Genomic DNA, 15841 nt, shown 5'->3' with positions numbered 1-15841 from the left:
GATTGGAAGGCTTGAGGGCATGGACGCGGTGGATAGGCAGCTCATCCAGGCACTTCGCGAGAACGGCAGGGCCTCGTACGCCGAGCTCGGCCGGCTCGTGGGCCTCTCCGGGCCCAGCGTCACGGACCGGATCAACCGTCTCGAAGCGGCCGGCGTGATCACCGGCTACCGCGCCACGGTCGATGCCGCCTCCCTCGGGCTCGGTGTCACCGCACTGGTCGGCATCTCCCTGTCGGACGCCGCCGACCACGAGGACGTGGCACGCCGGCTCAAGGACCTCGCCGAGATCGAGGACTGCTGGTTCATCGCCGGCGACGACTCGTACATGCTCAAGGTGCGGGTGGGCGATGTGGACGGCCTGGAGCGCACCATCCGGCGGCTGTCCGGCACCCGGGGCGTCTCCCGTACGCGGACCACGATCGTGCTCTCCACCAAGTGGGAGAACCGCGTCGGCGAACTGCCCGAAGAGGCCGAGTAGGCGCGCGGACCGGGGTACGCGAGCGCGGGCGGACGGGGCGCGCCAAGGGGCCTCCGTCCGCCCGGAAAACGGGGGAGTAGGCTCGTCGGAGCCGAATTTTCGGCACCGAAAGGGCACCGAAGCGGCACGGATACGGCAGAGATACTGGGAGGCGACGGATGGCTGCATCTATGGATGCGGGCCTCAAGCGCGAGCTGGAGGCGAAGGTCCACGCCGGAGAGCGGCTGACCCGCGAGGACGGTATCGCCCTCTACGAGTCCGACGACCTGGCATGGCTGGGCGGCCTCGCCCACGAGGTGCGGACGCGCAAGAACGGCGACGTCGTGCACTTCAACGTCAACCGTCACCTCAACATGACGAACGTGTGCACCGCGTCGTGCGCCTACTGCTCCTTCCAGCGCAAGCCGGGCGAGAAGGACGCGTACACGATGCGCATCGAGGAGGCCGTCCGCCTCGCCAAGGCGATGGAGGGCGAGAACCTCACCGAGCTGCACATCGTCAACGGTCTGCACCCGACGCTGCCCTGGCGCTACTACCCGCGCTCCCTCAAGGCCCTCAAGGAAGCCCTCCCGCAGGTCTCCCTCAAGGCCTTCACCGCCACCGAGATCCACCACTTCGAGACGATTTCCGGCCTGACCGCCTCCGAGATCCTCGACGAGCTGATCGAGGCGGGCCTGGAGTCGCTGACCGGCGGCGGCGCCGAGATCTTCGACTGGGAGGTCCGGCAGCACATCGTCGACCACCGCACCCACTGGGAAGACTGGTCGCGCATCCACCGCCTCGCCCACGAGAAGGGCCTCAAGACCCCCTCGACCATGCTCTACGGGCACATCGAGGAACCCCGCCACCGCGTCGACCACGTCCTGCGCCTGCGTGAGCTCCAGGACGAGACCGGCGGTTTCCAGGTCTTCATCCCGCTGCGCTACCAGCACGACTTCGTCGACATGCAGGACGGCAAGGTCCGCAACAAGCTCCAGGCCCGTACGACCATGGCCAGCGGCGCCGAGGCCCTCAAGACCTTCGCGGTCTCCCGCCTCCTGTTCGACAACGTCCAGCACGTCAAGTGCTTCTGGGTGATGCACGGTCTGCAGACCACCCAGCTCGCGCTCCAGCACGGCGCGGACGACATGGACGGCTCGGTCGTCGAGTACAAGATCACGCACGACGCGGACAACTACGGCACGCCGAACAAGCTCACCCGCGACGACCTGCTCGACCTGATCCGCGACGCCGGCTTCCGCCCCGTCGAGCGCAACACCCGCTACGAGGCCATCCGCGAGTACCCGGGCCCGGACCCGGACCGTCGCGAGGCCCCCCAGGCGATGCGCATCTGACCTGGTCACGGCCGGTTGTCAGAGGCGGAGGTTAGGGTCCAGGTCATGAGCGTTCGCTTCGACCTGGACCCGGCCGTCACTCCCGAACTCCGCGACGGGATCTGCGCGTTGTGGGCCGATGTCACCAACGCCGGCGGCGCCGTCGGCTTCGTGCCGCCGGTGACCCGCGAGGACATCCGCCCGGACCTGCTGAGGCATCTGACGGCCATGGCCGAGGGCCGCGAACGCCTCGTCGTCGGCCGCGATGCCGAGGGCCGCGTCCTGGCCACGGCCTTCCTCACCCTCAACACCCACCGCCTGATGCGGCACTGGCTCTGGGTCTACACCGTCATGGTCCACCCCACCCTCCAGGGCCGGGGCGCGGGCCGCGCCCTGATGGCCGCGGTGGCCGACGCCGCCCGCACGGTCGACGGCGTCCGGGGCATACGCCTCACCTGCCGCGGCGGTACGGGCATCTCCCGCTTCTACGGCTCATGCGGCTACAAGGAAGTGGGCCGGGTGCCGGGCGCGATCAAGGTGGCGGAGGGGGATTTCCGGGATGACGTCACGATGTGGCTTGAGCTGGCATGAGGTTCGAGCCGGCTTGAGCGGGGAGCGGGAGGGGGAGCGGGAGCGGGGAGAGGGGCCGGCGGTTGCGGGCGGCGGCGAGCGCTGCGCGTGAGGGCGGCGGGGGCGCGGGGGCGCGGAAGATCGCCTCGGCCGCTGTGCTTCACTGGCAGGAGACCCTTTCGGTTGCCGTTGAGAAGAAGGTCCCGTCCGTGAGTAGCCCCCAGTTCGCCACGCTCCGCTACACCGCCCTTCGCATCGGCCTCTTCGTCGCCTCGTTCGCCGTGGTGTGGGTGCTGGCCTACTTCCGGATCATTCCGCTCGGCGTCGGCAGCTCCAACTTCGTCTGGCTGCTGCTGCTGGCCATCGTGATCTCCGCGCCGCTCAGCTTTGTGCTGCTGCGTAAGCAGCGGGACGCCATGTCCGAGCAGATCGTCTCCAAGGTCGACCGCCAGCGCGAGCGCCTCGCGGCCAACCGCAGCCAGGAAGACGGCGTGTAAGACGCCTCACACGAAGCCCTGCGCGGCAGGTGCCGGGCGGTTGGGAACCCTCCAACTGCCCGGCGCCTGCCGCTTTTTGTTTCCTTCCGGCCGTGTGCCGCGCGCCGCCTCGTCGTCTCCCCGTCCCAAAGATTTTCTTTGGGTTCCTCAAAGTTCAAGTGTTAACGTGTTTTTCATGAAGACAGCAGCCGCGCCCCCGTTCCCCATGAGCGTTCCGCTCGTGGCGCGCCTGCACGTCGATCTTTGCCGCTGTATGTCCGCGGCCTGTTGCCGCCGCTGACCACCACGTCATCCAGCGGCCGGAGATCCACGTACGGACCTCCTGGCGCTTTCTGCACGCCGTCCCCGAAGCCTTTCCCGCCCTCATCGGAGTGTGTCCGTTGTCCTCGTCCCCGTCTGCCCCGGCAGCACCCAAGTCCTCCCGAATACCCAAGATCCCCTTCTGGGTCCAGATCCTGGCCGGTCTCGCCCTCGGCGTGCTGCTCGGCTGGGTCGCCAAGAGCGGTGACGTCGGCTGGCTCACGTCCACGCTGCAGCACATCGGCGATCTCTTCGTCCAGCTGCTCAAGCTGGCCGTCGCCCCGCTCGTCTTCTTCGCGATCCTGGTGTCGATCACCAACCTGCGGCAGGTCAACAACGCCGCCCGGCTCGCCACCCGCACCCTGCTGTGGTTCATGGCCACCTCGCTGATCGCCGTGGCGATCGGCCTGGCCATCGGCCTGCTCACCAACCCCGGCGCGGGCACCGGCCTGACCCCCAAGGACGGCAAGCTCCCCGAGCACGCCGGCTCCTGGATCGACTTCCTGACGGGCATCGTTCCCACCGACATCATCACGCCGTTCACCGAGCTGAACGTCCTGCAGATCGTCTTCATGGCGGCCGTCGCCGGTATCGCGGCCCTCCAGCTCGGCGAGAAGGCCGAGCCGGTCCTGAACATCAGCCGCTCGGTCCTCGAACTGCTCCAGAAGGCCCTGTGGTGGGTCATCCGCCTCGCCCCGATCGGCACCGTCGGCCTCATCGGCAACGCCATCGCCACCTACGGCTGGAACCTGATCGGCAAGTACGCGACCTTCACCGTCGACATCTACATCGGCTGCGCGCTCGTTCTCTTCGGCGTCTACCCGCTGCTGCTCTCGACCGTCGCCAAGGTCAACCCGCTCCAGTTCTTCCGCGGCGCCTGGCCCGCCATCCAGCTGGCCTTCGTCTCCCGCTCCTCGGTCGGCACCATGCCGGTCACCCAGAAGGTCACCGAGCGCCTCGGCGTCCCGCGCGAGTACGCCTCCTTCGCGGTGCCGTTCGGCTCGACGACCAAGATGGACGGCTGCGCCTCCATCTACCCGGCGATCGCCGCGATCTTCATCGCCCAGATCTTCGACGTCCAGCTGAGCATCGGCGACTACATCCTCATCGCCTTCGTCTCCGTCATCGGCTCCGCCGCCACCGCCGGCCTCACCGGCGCGACGGTCATGCTGACGCTGACCCTCTCCACGCTGGGCCTGCCCCTGGAGGGTGTCGGCCTGCTGATGGCCATCGACCCGATCCTCGACATGATGCGTACGGCGACCAACGTCGCCGGCCAGTCGGTCATCCCGATCCTGGTCTCCGCCAAGGAGAAGATCCTGGACCGCGAGGCCTTCGCCACCGCGACCAGCATCCGCATCGGCGAGGCCGAGGCCAAGGCCGAGACCGGCGCCGACGCCGGTGCGGCCACCGAGGCGGAGGCCGCGCCGGTGCCCGCCACGGCGGCCGCCGCGAGCTGACGCCCGCCGAGAACGCGACGGCGCCCCCGCAGCCAGTACGTCCGGTACTGATGGCTGCGGGGGCGCCGTCGTATCGGCGCGTGCCGGGTGCTTGCCGGTCGGCGTCAGAACTGCCCGTCGTCGGCGCTTTCCGCCAGGGCGGCCATGCGGGCCTTGTACTCGGCCTGCGGGATCTGCCCGAGGGCCGCGAGGCGTTCCAGTTCGGTGGCTTCGGTTTCATGGGCGATCCGGCGGCTTTGTTCGGCTAACTCTCTGCTGTACTTGACGGCTTTGGCGCGCTCCAGGGAGCGCCTTCGCTGGAGCTCCTCGGCGATGGCCTGTCCGGCTTGTTCGAAGTAATCGTTGTGCCTGCCTGACCACATCGCGTCCCCTTGGTGTCCGTTGGCGGCATCAAAGCGGATTCAGGGTATTCCTCGGTCCTGACCGGGACCGGGGCGGCGCTGTGAGCGCGGCGCGGTGCGGGCTCGGCGCGGTGCGGGTCCGCGGCGGGTGCGGCGGCTCACTCGCCGGGCGGTATCGCTCCCGTATGCGCCAGGATCGCGGCGGTCAGTGGGGCGTGGACGGCCGGCGGAAGGGCGTGGCCCATGCCCGGGATCTCGATGAGGCGGGCGTTGCCGACGGCCTGGGCGAGGTGCTGCGGGTGCGGGGGAGGGAAGATCGGCTCGGCGAGGGCGGCGACGACGAGGGTGGGAACCCGGTTCTTGGCGAGCTCGTCGGTACGGAGCATGCCCTCGTGCTCGGCGCTGCCGTGCGCGGTGCCGGCGCGGTAGTGGCCGGTGTGCTCGATGACGCGGTGCTCGAACGCGCGGAAGTAGTCCTCGTCGAAGGGGAGCTGGTCACCGGCGAGTACCCGCCAGTGTGCGATACGGCGTTCCACTTCGGCCTCCCTCCCGTGGTCCTCGACGGGGCGGGCCCACATCTCCAGGACCTCGGGTGCGATGCCGGGGAGCTCGTCGACCGGGACCGTGCTGCCGTCGGGGCGGGTGTAGGGGGTGATGCTGAGGGCGTTGGTGCCCATGAGGGTGGCGCTGATCCACCGGTCGGGGTGGTCGGCGAGGGCCATCTGGGCAAGCATGCCGCCGAGAGAGAGCCCGGCGAGGTGCGCCCGCTCGATGCCGAGCCCGTCCAGGACGGCGATCACGTCCGCGGCGAGGTCGGCGATGCGATACGGCTGCTCCTCGAACGGCCAGCTGGAGCGGCCGGTGTCGCGGTGGTCGTAGCGGATGACCCGGTGGTGCGCGGCAAGCGCGTCCACCAGCGGATCGGGCCAGCCGACACCGGCCGCCTGGGCGCCCATGACCAGCAGTAGAGGGGGTGCGTCGGCGGGCCCGCGCTGTTCGGTCCACAGGCGGATGCCGGGGGTGGAGGCTTCGACGAATTGCTGCACGTCAGGTCCTGTTCGTAGGGGGTGGTGGGATCCGTGGGAGGGGAGGGATCCGTGGAGGTCCATGGCGATCCGTAGAGATTCGTAGAGATCCGTAAGGAGGCGGGGAGGGGCGGAGAAGAGCCGAGGGGAGCGCGCGGAAACGGATCGCGGTACGAGACGTATCGTCTCGTCATGGCGGGATCGTGTCAAGCGACAGAGGGCGCAGGGTGAAGATCGTAAACTTACTTTGCAGTAAAGGGGCGGGATGGAAGGGCATTCAGCGTGGGCGCTGTGAAGAGCAAGCGGGTTCCGCGGGCGGTCCGGGAGCAGCAGATGCTGGATGCGGCGGTACGGACGTTCGCCCGGCGCGGCTACCGGGCGGCTTCGATGGACGAGATCGCGGAGGCCGCCGGGGTCTCCAAACCGCTGGTCTATCTCTATCTGCATTCCAAGGACGAGCTGTTCACCGCGGTCATCCGGCGGGAGTCGGCTGCGCTGGTGGAGGCCGTCACGGCGGCCGTCGAGCCGGAGGCGTCGGCCGACCGGCAGCTGTGGAGCGGGCTGAAGGGGTTCTTCGCCCACACCGCCGCGCATCCCGAGGGATGGGCGGTGCTGCACCAGCAGGCCCGTACGCACGGTGAGCCGTTCGCGTGCGAAGTGGCCGCGATGCGGGCCGAGATCGTGGAGTTCGTCACGGGGCTGATCGGCGCGGCCGCCAAGGAGGCGGGCTGCGTCGGGGAACTGGCCGACCGCGAGGTGGCCGGCCTCGCGCATGCGCTGGTCGGCGCGGCCGAGTCGCTCGCCGAGTGGGGCAACGTCCGAACGGATGAGGGTGCGCCGGGAGAGTGGGAGCGCCCGCCGGCGAAGGACACGGCGGCCACACTGATGAACTTCGCATGGGCGGGGCTGAGCCGCATGATGAGCGGCGACCGCTGGGCGCCGGGCGACTGACGCAGGCGCCCGCCCCCGAGGCCCACCACCGACGCCCCTCTCCGAGGCCCGCCGCCGACGCGCGGCGCCGCTGGGCGGACCCCCGACCCAGGGTCCGCCCAGCGCTGCCGAGCCGGCGCTCCGTCCGGCGGTGTCACACGGCCTTGGCCGTGGCCCGTACGCCGAAGTGGACGTACCGGGCGCCGTCCGGCAGGGCGTAGAAGACCACCGGTATCCAGCTGTCCTTCTCGTTACGGCGTCCGGCGAACACCGTCTTCGACGGGCTGTCCGACACCGGGACCAGGTTCCAGAAGAGCGGCTCGAAGCTGTCCTTCAGGCCGTCGGCACCCTCGTATTTCAGCTGCAGTACGCCCTCGCCGACGGGCCGGTCGCTGATGGTCATCAGGAATCCTTCGCGCCGGTAGTTGCCCACGAACGGCGCCGGGTCCACGGCCGGTTGCTCTGCCGCCGGGCCGAATGCCGGCATGGTCACCCCGGCGAGCTCGGCGGTCAGTTCGCGGCAGAGCGTCTCGAAGATCTTCGGTGCGGCGCCCCCGCCGTTGGTCAGCAGGGCGATCGCTATGCCCTTCTCCGGGATGGCGCGCAGGTAGGCGAGCTGGCCGAACGTGCTGCCGTCGTGGCCGAATCCGCGTACCCCGTCCCATTCGAAGAGCCCCCAGCCCAGTCCCCAGTGGGCGCCCAGGAACCACTGGTCGGGCATCTCGACCTCGCGCGTCAGCATGGCCTCGACGGTCTCGGCCGACATCACACGGCTGCCGTCCGGAGCCGTACCGCCGTCGACGAACAGCCGGGCGAAACGGGCCACATCGGCGGCGGTGGCGCAGATCCCGCCGTACGGACCCGCCGAGCGCGGCATCATGTTCCAGACCGGGGTGGGGACCGGGGTCTCGCCCGGATCGCCCATGTGCCCCATCGCGGCCCGGAAGCGCAGCACCTCCTCGGGCAGGGTCATGGTGTGCCCGAGCCCGAGCGGGGCGTAGATCAGCTCCTTGAGCGCCTCGTCCCACGTCGTGCCGGTGAGTACTTCCACGATGCGGCCGAGGACGTTGTAGGCGGTGCTGGAGTAGGACATCGTGGCCCCGGGCGGGTTGGTCATCCCCACGTGCCTGGCGCCGTCGACATAGCGGGCGAGGCAGTCGTCGCCCCGTCCGGTGTCGTTGACGTAGTCGCCCTCGATGCCGCTGGTGTGGTTGAGCAGCTGTCGCGTGGTGATCGTCCTGCTGGCCGCCGCGTCGGCCACGGCGAAGTCCGGCAGTACGTCCACGACCGGCGCGTCCAGATCCAGCTTGCCCGCCTCCGCGAGCAGCATCACGAGCGCGGCGGTGTACCCCTTGCTGACCGATCCGATCTGGAACACCGAGTCGGTGGTCACCTCGACGCCGGTCCCGGTGTGCAGCACGCCGCCTGCCAGCTCGTGAATCTCCCCGTCGACGAGCACGGCCAGGGCGGCGCCCGGCACGCGGTGGGTGGACAGCAGCTCATCCAGGCGGGACTTCCAGCGGGCGCCGTCGAACGCCGTGGTCGTGGCGTTGCCGGTCGTCTCGTGCTTCTGCATGGCATCTCCCCGTAGTGGTCGGCAGCTTGTGCTGTCGGCGTGGCAGTTGGTTTCGACTCGCGCCCATCGAGCGATGTGCGCTTCGCCGAACACCGTTCGGTCTGATGTCGAACACTGTACGGCCTCCGAACAGTGTTCGCAAGTACGCACGTTGTACGAGTCGGCGTTACTCTGATCGCCGAACCGAAAAGGCGCAGGCGAACGCGGACGAACGCCGAAGAACCGCCGAAGAACCGTCGAAGAAACGTCGAAGAGCGTCGAAAAGAGGGGGACCGTATGCCGGTCGAGAAGAGGCAACCGATCCCGTCGGTGTGGACGCGCCCGCAGCGCCGCAAGCGCGAGCAGCCCGCGCTGAGCCGGGATCAGATCGTGACGGAGGCGGTCCGGCTGCTCGATGAGGAGGGGATCGGCGCGCTGAGCCTGCGGCGTCTCGGGACCCGTCTGAACGCCGGGGCCACGTCGTTCTATTCGCATGTGGCCAACAAGGACGAGCTGATCGAGCTGGTCGTGGACGAGGTCTATGGCGAGATCGACGTGCCGGAGGCCGGAGATCCGACGGACTGGCGCCCGCTCGCCGTCCGCTGCGCCCAGAGCCTGCGGGCGACGATACTGACGCACCCGTGGATGGCCTCGGTGCTCGGCGAGGTCGGGATGTCCCAGCTGGGGCCGAACCTGATGCGGGTCTCCGAAGGCATGCTCGCGATCTTCAAAAAGAAGGGCCTTGCGACGCGCGAGGCCGATCTCGCGGTGTCCACGCTCACCGCGTACGTCATCGGCATGACGATCAGTGAGGCTTCCTGGCTGACCACGCTCTCCCGCAGCGGTCAGAGCGAGCAGGAGTGGGTGGAGCAGCTGTGGCCGGCCGCCGAAGACGCCGCGCAGGGGCACCCGCAGCTCCAGGAGCAGTACGCCGCGCTGCGCAGCAAGGACCCGCGCGAGATCCGCGACGAGAAGTTCGACTACGGGCTCCAGCGGGTCCTCGACGGCCTGGCGGGATCGACCCGCAACGGGTAGGTCTGCGGGTAGGTCTGCAGCGGGTGGTTCCGCAACAGGCTTGAGCTACGGGTGGATCCACGGCAGGCAGGCAGGCAGGCGCCAGCCGGTCGGGCGTCCGTCAGGTGGTCACCTTCCCCGAGAGATGGACCCGCCCCGCCGTCCCGCCCCCGCCCCGCAGCTGAAAGGTGCAGCCCGCGCCGTCCCCCGCGTCCTCCTGGGCGTACGAGACGGTGGCGGGCAGCAGCACCGGGGCGCGGAACGTGGCCGTGAAGCGTACGGATGCGGCCCCGGGCGGCACGGCCTCCGCGGCGCACCGGGCCGCCGTCCACATGCCGTGCGCGAGGGCGCGGGAAAAGCCGAGCGGGCGGGCGGTCAGGGGGTGGAGGTGGATCGGGTTGAAGTCCCCGGAGACGGCGGCGTGGCGGCGGCCGAGGTCGGCGGGGAGCGGCCAGTCGGCCCGTATGGCTCGCATGGAGAGGGCGTTGTCGGGTTCGGCTTCCGGTTCGGCCTCAGGATCGGGTGCAGGTGCGGACGGGTCGCGGCGTCCGTCCGCCACCCGGTGCCGCGCCAGATAGCCGCTGCGGTCCACCCATACCAGCCGCTCCGCGCGCCGTACCTCCGTCGTCATCAGGACCTCGGTGCCGCGTCGATGGGCGCGCAGCCCCGCGGCGTACACGGTCAGTTCGAGCCGGTCGTCGGTGTTCAACGCCGCGTACTGCTCGATCTCAAGGGTCGTGTGCACCAGCCCGAGCAGCGGCAGCGGGAAGGCGCGGGCGCTCATCAGGCGGGTGGCCAGCGGGAAACCGAGGATGTGCGGGTAGGTGAGCGGCAGCGGTCCGGTGGAGGGAAAGCCGCAGACCCGGGCGTACGCGGCCACCTTGGCCGGGTCGATCCGGGCGGCGGGCAGGACCAGGCGGGTCGACGGCAGCGCGGCGTCCGGGTGCGGGCGCTTGCCGATGCCGGTCAGTACGCCCTTGCCGAGGGCCGGCAGCAGACGGGGCCGACGGCGCAGCACCACGGTCGGGTCGTTCACCGGGCCCCCAGCGGGCGCTGCCCGCAGACGCGGGCCGTCCGGCCGTTGCCGCCGGAGGCCGAGGAGGCGGGCCTCGCCGGCCACAGGCCGAGGCGGCGGGCGAGGAGGCGGCCGGGACCGGAATCGGTGCGACGAAGGTAGCGATCGGGCATTGGCCAACTCCTGGTCCTCGCGTAAATTTACTTCTAAGTAAGGTTACTGACGGGTCAGGGGCTGGTCGAGGATGAGCGCTGCCATCTGGTCGACGGCGGGACCGGCAAAGGGCCCGGTACCAGGTCCGGACAAGGGGCCGATACCGGGTTCGATGGAGGGCCCGGCGCCAGACAGTCCAACTTGCACCCGTATATGGCACGTTGCGGTCCTCCGCGGCCGCCGCCTCCCCCTCGCCCGCTCCGACGGCCGTACGCAACCGTCCCCCCTCAGGTCCCGACGGCCGCCCGCCGCTCCCCGACGACGGCCACCAGGGTCCGCGCGCCCGCCCGCATCCGGCCGCGCCATCTGATACCCGGCATCGCCCGCAACACCCCACCCCCCGCGCCCCCCTCAGCAAGAACGCGCCGCCAACTCGCCCCGATTTCGCGGAAGATTTGAGGAGCCGCCCGTGTTCAGCCAGGAAAGCGCCGCCCCCGAAACCACCGCCCCCACCCTCCTAGCGCCGCAGAAGACCGTCCTCGACGGCACCGTCCGCGAGGTCTTCGTCCCCGCGCTCGCCCCGCCCGTCCGCACCGGCTCCTTGGGCGACCTGCCCTTCATCAATGCCGCCGAGGCCCCCGCCGATGTCGTCCTGGCCCGAAAGCAGCCGAGCGGCGCTTGGCGCGACATCACCGCCGCGGAATTCGCCGCCGAGGTAAAAGCGGTGGCCAAGGGCCTGATAGCGCACGGCCTCCGCCCCGGCGAGCGACTCGCGATCATGGCCCGTACGACCTACGAGTGGACCCTGATCGACTTCGCCGCCTGGGCCGCCGGCCTGGTGACCGTCCCCATCTACCCGACCTCGTCCGCCCACCAGGCCCAGTGGATCCTGCACGATTCGGGAGCGCGCGCCTGTGTGGTGGAAAACGTCGAGGAAACCCGCCTGATCAGCGGCATTCGCACCGAGCTCGCCGCCCTCGACCACCTCTGGCAGTTCAACACCGGTGCCGTCTCCCAGCTCGTCTCCGCCGGGCGCGACCTCCCGGACGAGGTCGTCGACGAGCGCCGCGCCACCGTCGGCCCCGCCTCCCTCGCCACCCTCATCTACACCTCCGGCACCACCGGCCGCCCCAAAGGCTGCGCGCTCACCCACGCCAACTTCTTCGCCGAGGTCGACAACTCCGTCGAGCTCCTCCACCCGGTCTTCAAGTCCGTCAGCGCCGAACCCGCCGCCACCCTCCTCTTCCTCCCCCTCTCCCACGTCTTCGGCCGGATGGTCGCCATCGGCTGCCTCCGCGCCCGCGTCCGCCTCGGCCACGCCCCCAGCATCCAGACCGAGGACCTGCTGGCCGACCTGGCGACCTTCCAGCCGACCTTCCTCCTGGCCATCCCCTACGTCCTGGAGAAGGTCTTCAACACCGGCCGCGCCACCGCCGAGAAGATGGGCCGCGCCGCCTCCTTCGACCGCGCGGCCCGTGTCGCCCGCTCCTACGGCGAGGCCGTCGAGGCCCAGGAACACGGCACCGGACACGGCCCCGGCGTCGCCCTCAAGGCCGCCCGCAAGCTTTACGACCCCCTCGTCTACCGCCGCATCCGCGCCGCCCTCGGCGGCAAGGTCCGCTACGCCATCTGCGGCGGCTCGCCATTGGGCCACCGCCTCGCCGCCTTCTATACCGGCGCCGGCATCGAGATCTTCGAGGGATACGGCCTGACGGAGACCACCGCCGCCGCAACCGTCACCCCGCCCCTGCGCCCCCGTATCGGCACGGTCGGCTGGCCGCTCCCCGGGGGCGCGGTCCGGATCGCCGACGACGGCGAGATCCTCCTCCGGGGCGGCCATGTCTTCACCGGCTACTGGGACGCGACCCGCGGCGTCGCCATCCCGATGACCGACCAGGACGGCTGGCTGCCCACCGGCGACCTGGGCGCCCTCGACGCCGACGGCTACCTCACCATCACCGGCCGCAAGAAGGAGATCATCGTGACGACGGGCGGCAAGAACGTCGCCCCCGCCCCTCTGGAGGACCGCCTCCGCGCCCACCCTCTGGTCGGGCAGTGCGTGGTCGTCGGCGACAACCGCCCGTACATCACCGCCCTGATCACTCTCGACCCCGACGGCCTCTCCCACTGGCGCCAGATGACCAAGACGCGGGACGTGCCCCTCCCGGCCCTCATCCAGGACGACCGCCTCCTGGCCGACCTCCAGCACGCCGTGGACGACGCCAACAGCCTGGTCTCCCGCGCCGAGTCCATCCGCCGCTTCGCCGTGCTCCCGGTCGAGTTCACGGAGCAGACCGGCCATCTCACACCGTCGCTGAAGCTGCGGCGGGCGGCGGTCGCCCGCGACTTCGCGCAGGAGATCGACGGGTTGTACAGGGTGGGGTGACCGCTGGCTCCGGTCGTCCGAGCGGTGGACCGAGCGGTGGACCGACCGGTGGATCGGCTCAGCCATCCGGTCGGTCCGCAGGTTCAGCCCCGCCCCCAGATGATCGGTCGATGCGCGGGCCGCGGTGCCGTTGCGACGCTGGAGGCCGTCCAGACAGGAGAAGGCCCACCATGAACACCACCAGGTCGCGGCCCGCCGTGATACCCGACGAAGCCCTGCACCATCCGCGCAGCCTGACGGCGTTTCACACCGTGAAGTTCCTCGTCGGCGGCTACGTCGCCCTCAGCGTGTGCACTCTCGTGGCCGCCTACCTGCTCCGCCGCGATCCCGAGCTGGTGAACGACACGGTCTGGGCGCGGGGCGGGATCGTCGCCGTCACCTCCCTCCTGATGTTCACCTTCGCCCTAAGCGCCTCCCGCGGCCGCCGCAAGGCGTATCTGCGCTTGCGGATCGCCTCGGGCGTCATGCTGGCGGCCATCGTGGTCATCGCCTCGCTCCGCGGATTCCTGCCGTTGTGGATGAGGATCGAGCAGGGCGCTTGCGGCCTGCTCCTCGTGGGTGTCGTCCTGGTTGCGAACGGCAGGCACCTCCGCTCGTTGTTCGCCACCGGCTAGCCCCGGGGCCCGCGGCTAGATTGTCCGGCGAGAGCAACAGCGTGGGAGGGGGCGCGGATGAGCAGTCCGGTGCCACGCCGGTCCGGGTCGGCCGCCGCTGTGCCGGTCGCCGTCGTGCCGGTCACCGCTGTGCCGTACGTATTGCTGGCGATCCTGGCCGTCGTCACGGTGGTCGAGAAGCGCTCGGCGGGCGAGTCCGGGTCCCTGCTCGTCGACCTCGCCCTCTGCGCGCTGGCCGCGGCATGGATGGCGTGGTGCCACACGCTGCATCCCGCCTGGCGCGAGCGCGTGCCGGTGATGGCGGTGTTCTTCACGGTGCTCATCGGGATCACGGCGGTCCTGGTGGTCAGGGACCCGTGGTTCGGGTTCTTCACACCCGCGGGGTACCTCTACGCGTTCAGAGTTCTGCCCTGGCCGTGGCAGCCGGCCGGTGTCGCCGCGGTGGCGATGACGGCCGGTACGGCGCAGGCGTACGCCCTGGACAAGAGCACGCTGTGGGGCGTGGCCGCGTACGTCGCTGTCATGGCCGCAAATGCCATCCCCATGTGCGGCTTCGCCTGGTTCGCCCGGCGTGGCGCCCGGCAGAACGATGAGCGCGAGCGGGCGCTCGAAGAGGTACGCGAGGCGAACCGCAGGCTGGCGGCGACGCTGGCGGAGAACGGGGCCCTGCACGAGCAGCTGCTGGCGCAGGCGAGGGAGGCAGGCGTGCACGACGAACGGCAGCGGATGGCACGGGAGATCCACGACACCTTGGCACAGGGGCTCACCGGCATCATCACCCAACTGCACGCGGCCGAGCACTCCGGCGACGATCCGGTCGAGAGGCACAGGCACGTCACGGCCGCGACCCGGCTGGCCAAGGAGAGCCTGTCCGAGGCGCGGCGATCGGTGCACGCGCTGCGTCCCGAACCGCTGCAAACGGCGCGGCTGAGCGAGGCGTTGGGGGGTGTGGCCGGGCGGTGGTCGGCGCTGCACGAGATCCCGGCTCAGGTCACGACGACCGGCACGCCGCGGCCGATGCTGCCGGAGGCGGAGGTGGCGTTGCTGAGGGCCGCCCAGGAGGCGCTGGCCAACGTGGCCCGTCACGCGCGAGCGACCAGGGTGGGAGTGACGCTGTCCTATCTGGAACACGAGGTGGCCCTGGACGTGCGCGACGACGGCAAGGGCTTCGACCCGTCCCGGCTCGGTGCGGGCGTCGTGGGTGCTGCGGGTGTTGTGGGTGCCGCGGGCGCTCCGGGTGTGGATCGCGGCGGGTTCGGCCTGGTCGCGATGCGGCAGCGGATCGAGAGCCTGTCGGGCACGCTGCAGGTCGAGTCGGAGCCGGGTGCCGGCACGGGCATCTCGGCCCGCCTCCCCGCCGAACAGGCGGAGGCTGGCGCATGAGCCGCCCCGGCACCGCGATCACGCTGCTGATCGTCGACGATCATCCGGTGGTCAGGGACGGCCTGAGCAGTATGTTCGCGCGCGACCCGGAGTTCGAGGTGCTCGGGGAGGCCGCCGACGGGGCCCAGGCGGTCGGGCTGGCCGAAGCCCTGCGGCCGGACGTGATCCTGATGGACCTGCGGATGCCTGGGACGGATGGGGTGAGCGCGACAAAGGAGCTGGTTGAGCGGGGGAGTGGCGCGCGTGTGCTGGTGCTGACCACGTACGACACCGACAGTCATGTGCTGCCCGCGATCGAGGCGGGCGCCACCGGCTACCTGCTCAAGGACGCGCCACGCGACGAGTTGCTGCGGGCGGTCCGGGCAACGGCCCGCGGCGATGCGGTGCTCGCTCCCTCGGTGGCGACGCGGTTGATGAACCGGGTACGTACCGCCGCCCCGGCAGGACTGCTCAGCCAACGGGAGCTGGAAGTCCTCCGGCTGGTGGCGGCCGGGGCCACGAACCGGGAGGCGGCGGCCGGACTGTTCATCACCGAGGCCACGATCAAGTCCCATCTGCTGAACATCTACGCCAAGCTCGGCGTGGGTGATCGCGCCGCCGCCGTTGCCGAGGCGTTCAACCGGGGGCTGCTCGTCCCGCAACCGCCGGAACCGCGATGACCGCTCGCCGCACTCACGCCGGCCCTCTTCCTCCATCACCTAGGTGCAAACCCTGAGTCGTGCACCGCAGTTGGCCCCTTTCGCTTCCGGGACACCTCAGGGGCGAACGTCCGCCCTTGTGGTGATCCGCGGCGCGGTTGCGCGCGGC

The 15841-nt window shown here is 70.4% G+C and carries 16 protein-coding genes; 11 read left to right on the top strand and 5 right to left on the bottom strand.

The features are described 5' to 3' along the window. Positions 1 to 19 precede the first annotated feature (19 nt). From ACIGWZ_RS22215 to ACIGWZ_RS22195, 5 genes are all read left to right on the top strand, one after another. On the top strand, positions 20 to 478 hold the full coding sequence (locus tag ACIGWZ_RS22215) for an Lrp/AsnC family transcriptional regulator (RefSeq protein ID WP_362700980.1): 459 nt from the start codon (positions 20 to 22) through the stop codon (positions 476 to 478). A 170-nt stretch (positions 479 to 648) separates the two neighbouring features. Next, entirely contained in the window at positions 649 to 1812 is a 1164-nt protein-coding gene (gene mqnE, locus ACIGWZ_RS22210; RefSeq protein WP_400067281.1) for an aminofutalosine synthase MqnE, read from the top strand. Between the two features lie 45 nt (positions 1813 to 1857). Then, positions 1858 to 2382 carry a GNAT family N-acetyltransferase gene (locus ACIGWZ_RS22205; RefSeq protein WP_400067134.1) on the top strand — a complete coding sequence of 175 codons (525 nt, stop codon included), beginning with the start codon at positions 1858 to 1860 and terminating at the stop codon, positions 2380 to 2382. Between the two features lie 188 nt (positions 2383 to 2570). Then, positions 2571 to 2858, top strand: a complete 288-nt coding sequence (locus ACIGWZ_RS22200; RefSeq protein WP_400067132.1) for a DUF4229 domain-containing protein — start codon at positions 2571 to 2573, stop codon at positions 2856 to 2858. Between the two features lie 371 nt (positions 2859 to 3229). After that, positions 3230 to 4618 carry a dicarboxylate/amino acid:cation symporter gene (locus tag ACIGWZ_RS22195; protein ID WP_400067131.1) on the top strand — a complete coding sequence of 463 codons (1389 nt, stop codon included), beginning with the start codon at positions 3230 to 3232 and terminating at the stop codon, positions 4616 to 4618. A 104-nt stretch (positions 4619 to 4722) separates the two neighbouring features. Here ACIGWZ_RS22195 and ACIGWZ_RS22190 read toward each other — a convergent pair whose 3' ends face one another. Both ACIGWZ_RS22190 and ACIGWZ_RS22185 read right to left on the bottom strand, forming a co-directional pair. Beyond that, positions 4723 to 4980 carry a hypothetical protein gene (locus ACIGWZ_RS22190; protein ID WP_400067129.1) on the bottom strand — a complete coding sequence of 86 codons (258 nt, stop codon included), beginning with the start codon at positions 4978 to 4980 and terminating at the stop codon, positions 4723 to 4725. Positions 4981 to 5117: 137 nt separating this feature from the next. Beyond that, positions 5118 to 6005: an alpha/beta fold hydrolase gene (locus ACIGWZ_RS22185; RefSeq protein WP_400067128.1), complete on the bottom strand. Its 888-nt coding sequence runs from the start codon at positions 6003 to 6005 to the stop codon at positions 5118 to 5120. Positions 6006 to 6266: 261 nt separating this feature from the next. On the opposite strand from ACIGWZ_RS22185, the gene ACIGWZ_RS22180 reads away from it, so the two are divergent. Then, the gene (locus ACIGWZ_RS22180; protein ID WP_400067126.1) at positions 6267 to 6935 is read left to right on the top strand and encodes a TetR/AcrR family transcriptional regulator; all 669 of its coding nucleotides are present in this window, start codon (positions 6267 to 6269) and stop codon (positions 6933 to 6935) included. 133 nt (positions 6936 to 7068) lie between these two features. On the opposite strand, the gene ACIGWZ_RS22175 is transcribed toward ACIGWZ_RS22180, so the two are convergent. Continuing rightward, complete coding sequence (locus ACIGWZ_RS22175) at positions 7069 to 8490, bottom strand: serine hydrolase domain-containing protein (RefSeq protein ID WP_400067124.1); 1422 nt, start codon at positions 8488 to 8490, stop codon at positions 7069 to 7071. A gap of 276 nt (positions 8491 to 8766) precedes the next feature. Between ACIGWZ_RS22175 and ACIGWZ_RS22170 the strand changes: the two genes are divergently transcribed. After that, positions 8767 to 9504 carry a TetR/AcrR family transcriptional regulator gene (locus ACIGWZ_RS22170; protein ID WP_400067121.1) on the top strand — a complete coding sequence of 246 codons (738 nt, stop codon included), beginning with the start codon at positions 8767 to 8769 and terminating at the stop codon, positions 9502 to 9504. A 100-nt stretch (positions 9505 to 9604) separates the two neighbouring features. Here the strand turns inward: ACIGWZ_RS22170 and ACIGWZ_RS22165 are convergent, their stop codons facing one another. Together ACIGWZ_RS22165 and ACIGWZ_RS22160 are read right to left on the bottom strand one after the other, a co-directional pair. Continuing rightward, positions 9605 to 10519: a MaoC/PaaZ C-terminal domain-containing protein gene (locus tag ACIGWZ_RS22165; RefSeq protein WP_400067119.1), complete on the bottom strand. Its 915-nt coding sequence runs from the start codon at positions 10517 to 10519 to the stop codon at positions 9605 to 9607. Beyond that, positions 10516 to 10671, bottom strand: coding sequence for a hypothetical protein (locus tag ACIGWZ_RS22160; protein WP_400067118.1), 156 nt, complete (start codon positions 10669 to 10671; stop codon positions 10516 to 10518). Before ACIGWZ_RS22160 ends, ACIGWZ_RS22165 begins: the two co-directional genes overlap by 4 nt. Positions 10672 to 11120: 449 nt before the next feature. Here ACIGWZ_RS22160 and ACIGWZ_RS22155 point away from each other — a divergent pair, with 449 nt between their 5' ends. From ACIGWZ_RS22155 to ACIGWZ_RS22140, 4 genes are all read left to right on the top strand, one after another. Beyond that, positions 11121 to 13037 (top strand): AMP-dependent synthetase/ligase, encoded by a 1917-nt coding sequence (locus ACIGWZ_RS22155; protein ID WP_400067116.1) that lies wholly within the window; start codon positions 11121 to 11123, stop codon positions 13035 to 13037. A 170-nt stretch (positions 13038 to 13207) separates the two neighbouring features. Beyond that, positions 13208 to 13651 (top strand): hypothetical protein, encoded by a 444-nt coding sequence (locus ACIGWZ_RS22150; protein WP_400067114.1) that lies wholly within the window; start codon positions 13208 to 13210, stop codon positions 13649 to 13651. A gap of 57 nt (positions 13652 to 13708) precedes the next feature. After that, positions 13709 to 15034: a sensor histidine kinase gene (locus ACIGWZ_RS22145; RefSeq protein ID WP_400067112.1), complete on the top strand. Its 1326-nt coding sequence runs from the start codon at positions 13709 to 13711 to the stop codon at positions 15032 to 15034. Next, on the top strand, positions 15031 to 15693 hold the full coding sequence (locus ACIGWZ_RS22140; protein ID WP_400067110.1) for a response regulator: 663 nt from the start codon (positions 15031 to 15033) through the stop codon (positions 15691 to 15693). Before ACIGWZ_RS22145 ends, ACIGWZ_RS22140 begins: the two co-directional genes overlap by 4 nt. The last annotated feature ends 148 nt before the right edge of the window (positions 15694 to 15841 follow it).

This window comes from Streptomyces sp. NPDC053427 (assembly GCF_044544985.1).
GTDB lineage: Bacteria > Actinomycetota > Actinomycetes > Streptomycetales > Streptomycetaceae > Streptomyces.
This window is presented reverse-complemented; position numbering and strand designations above follow the sequence as displayed.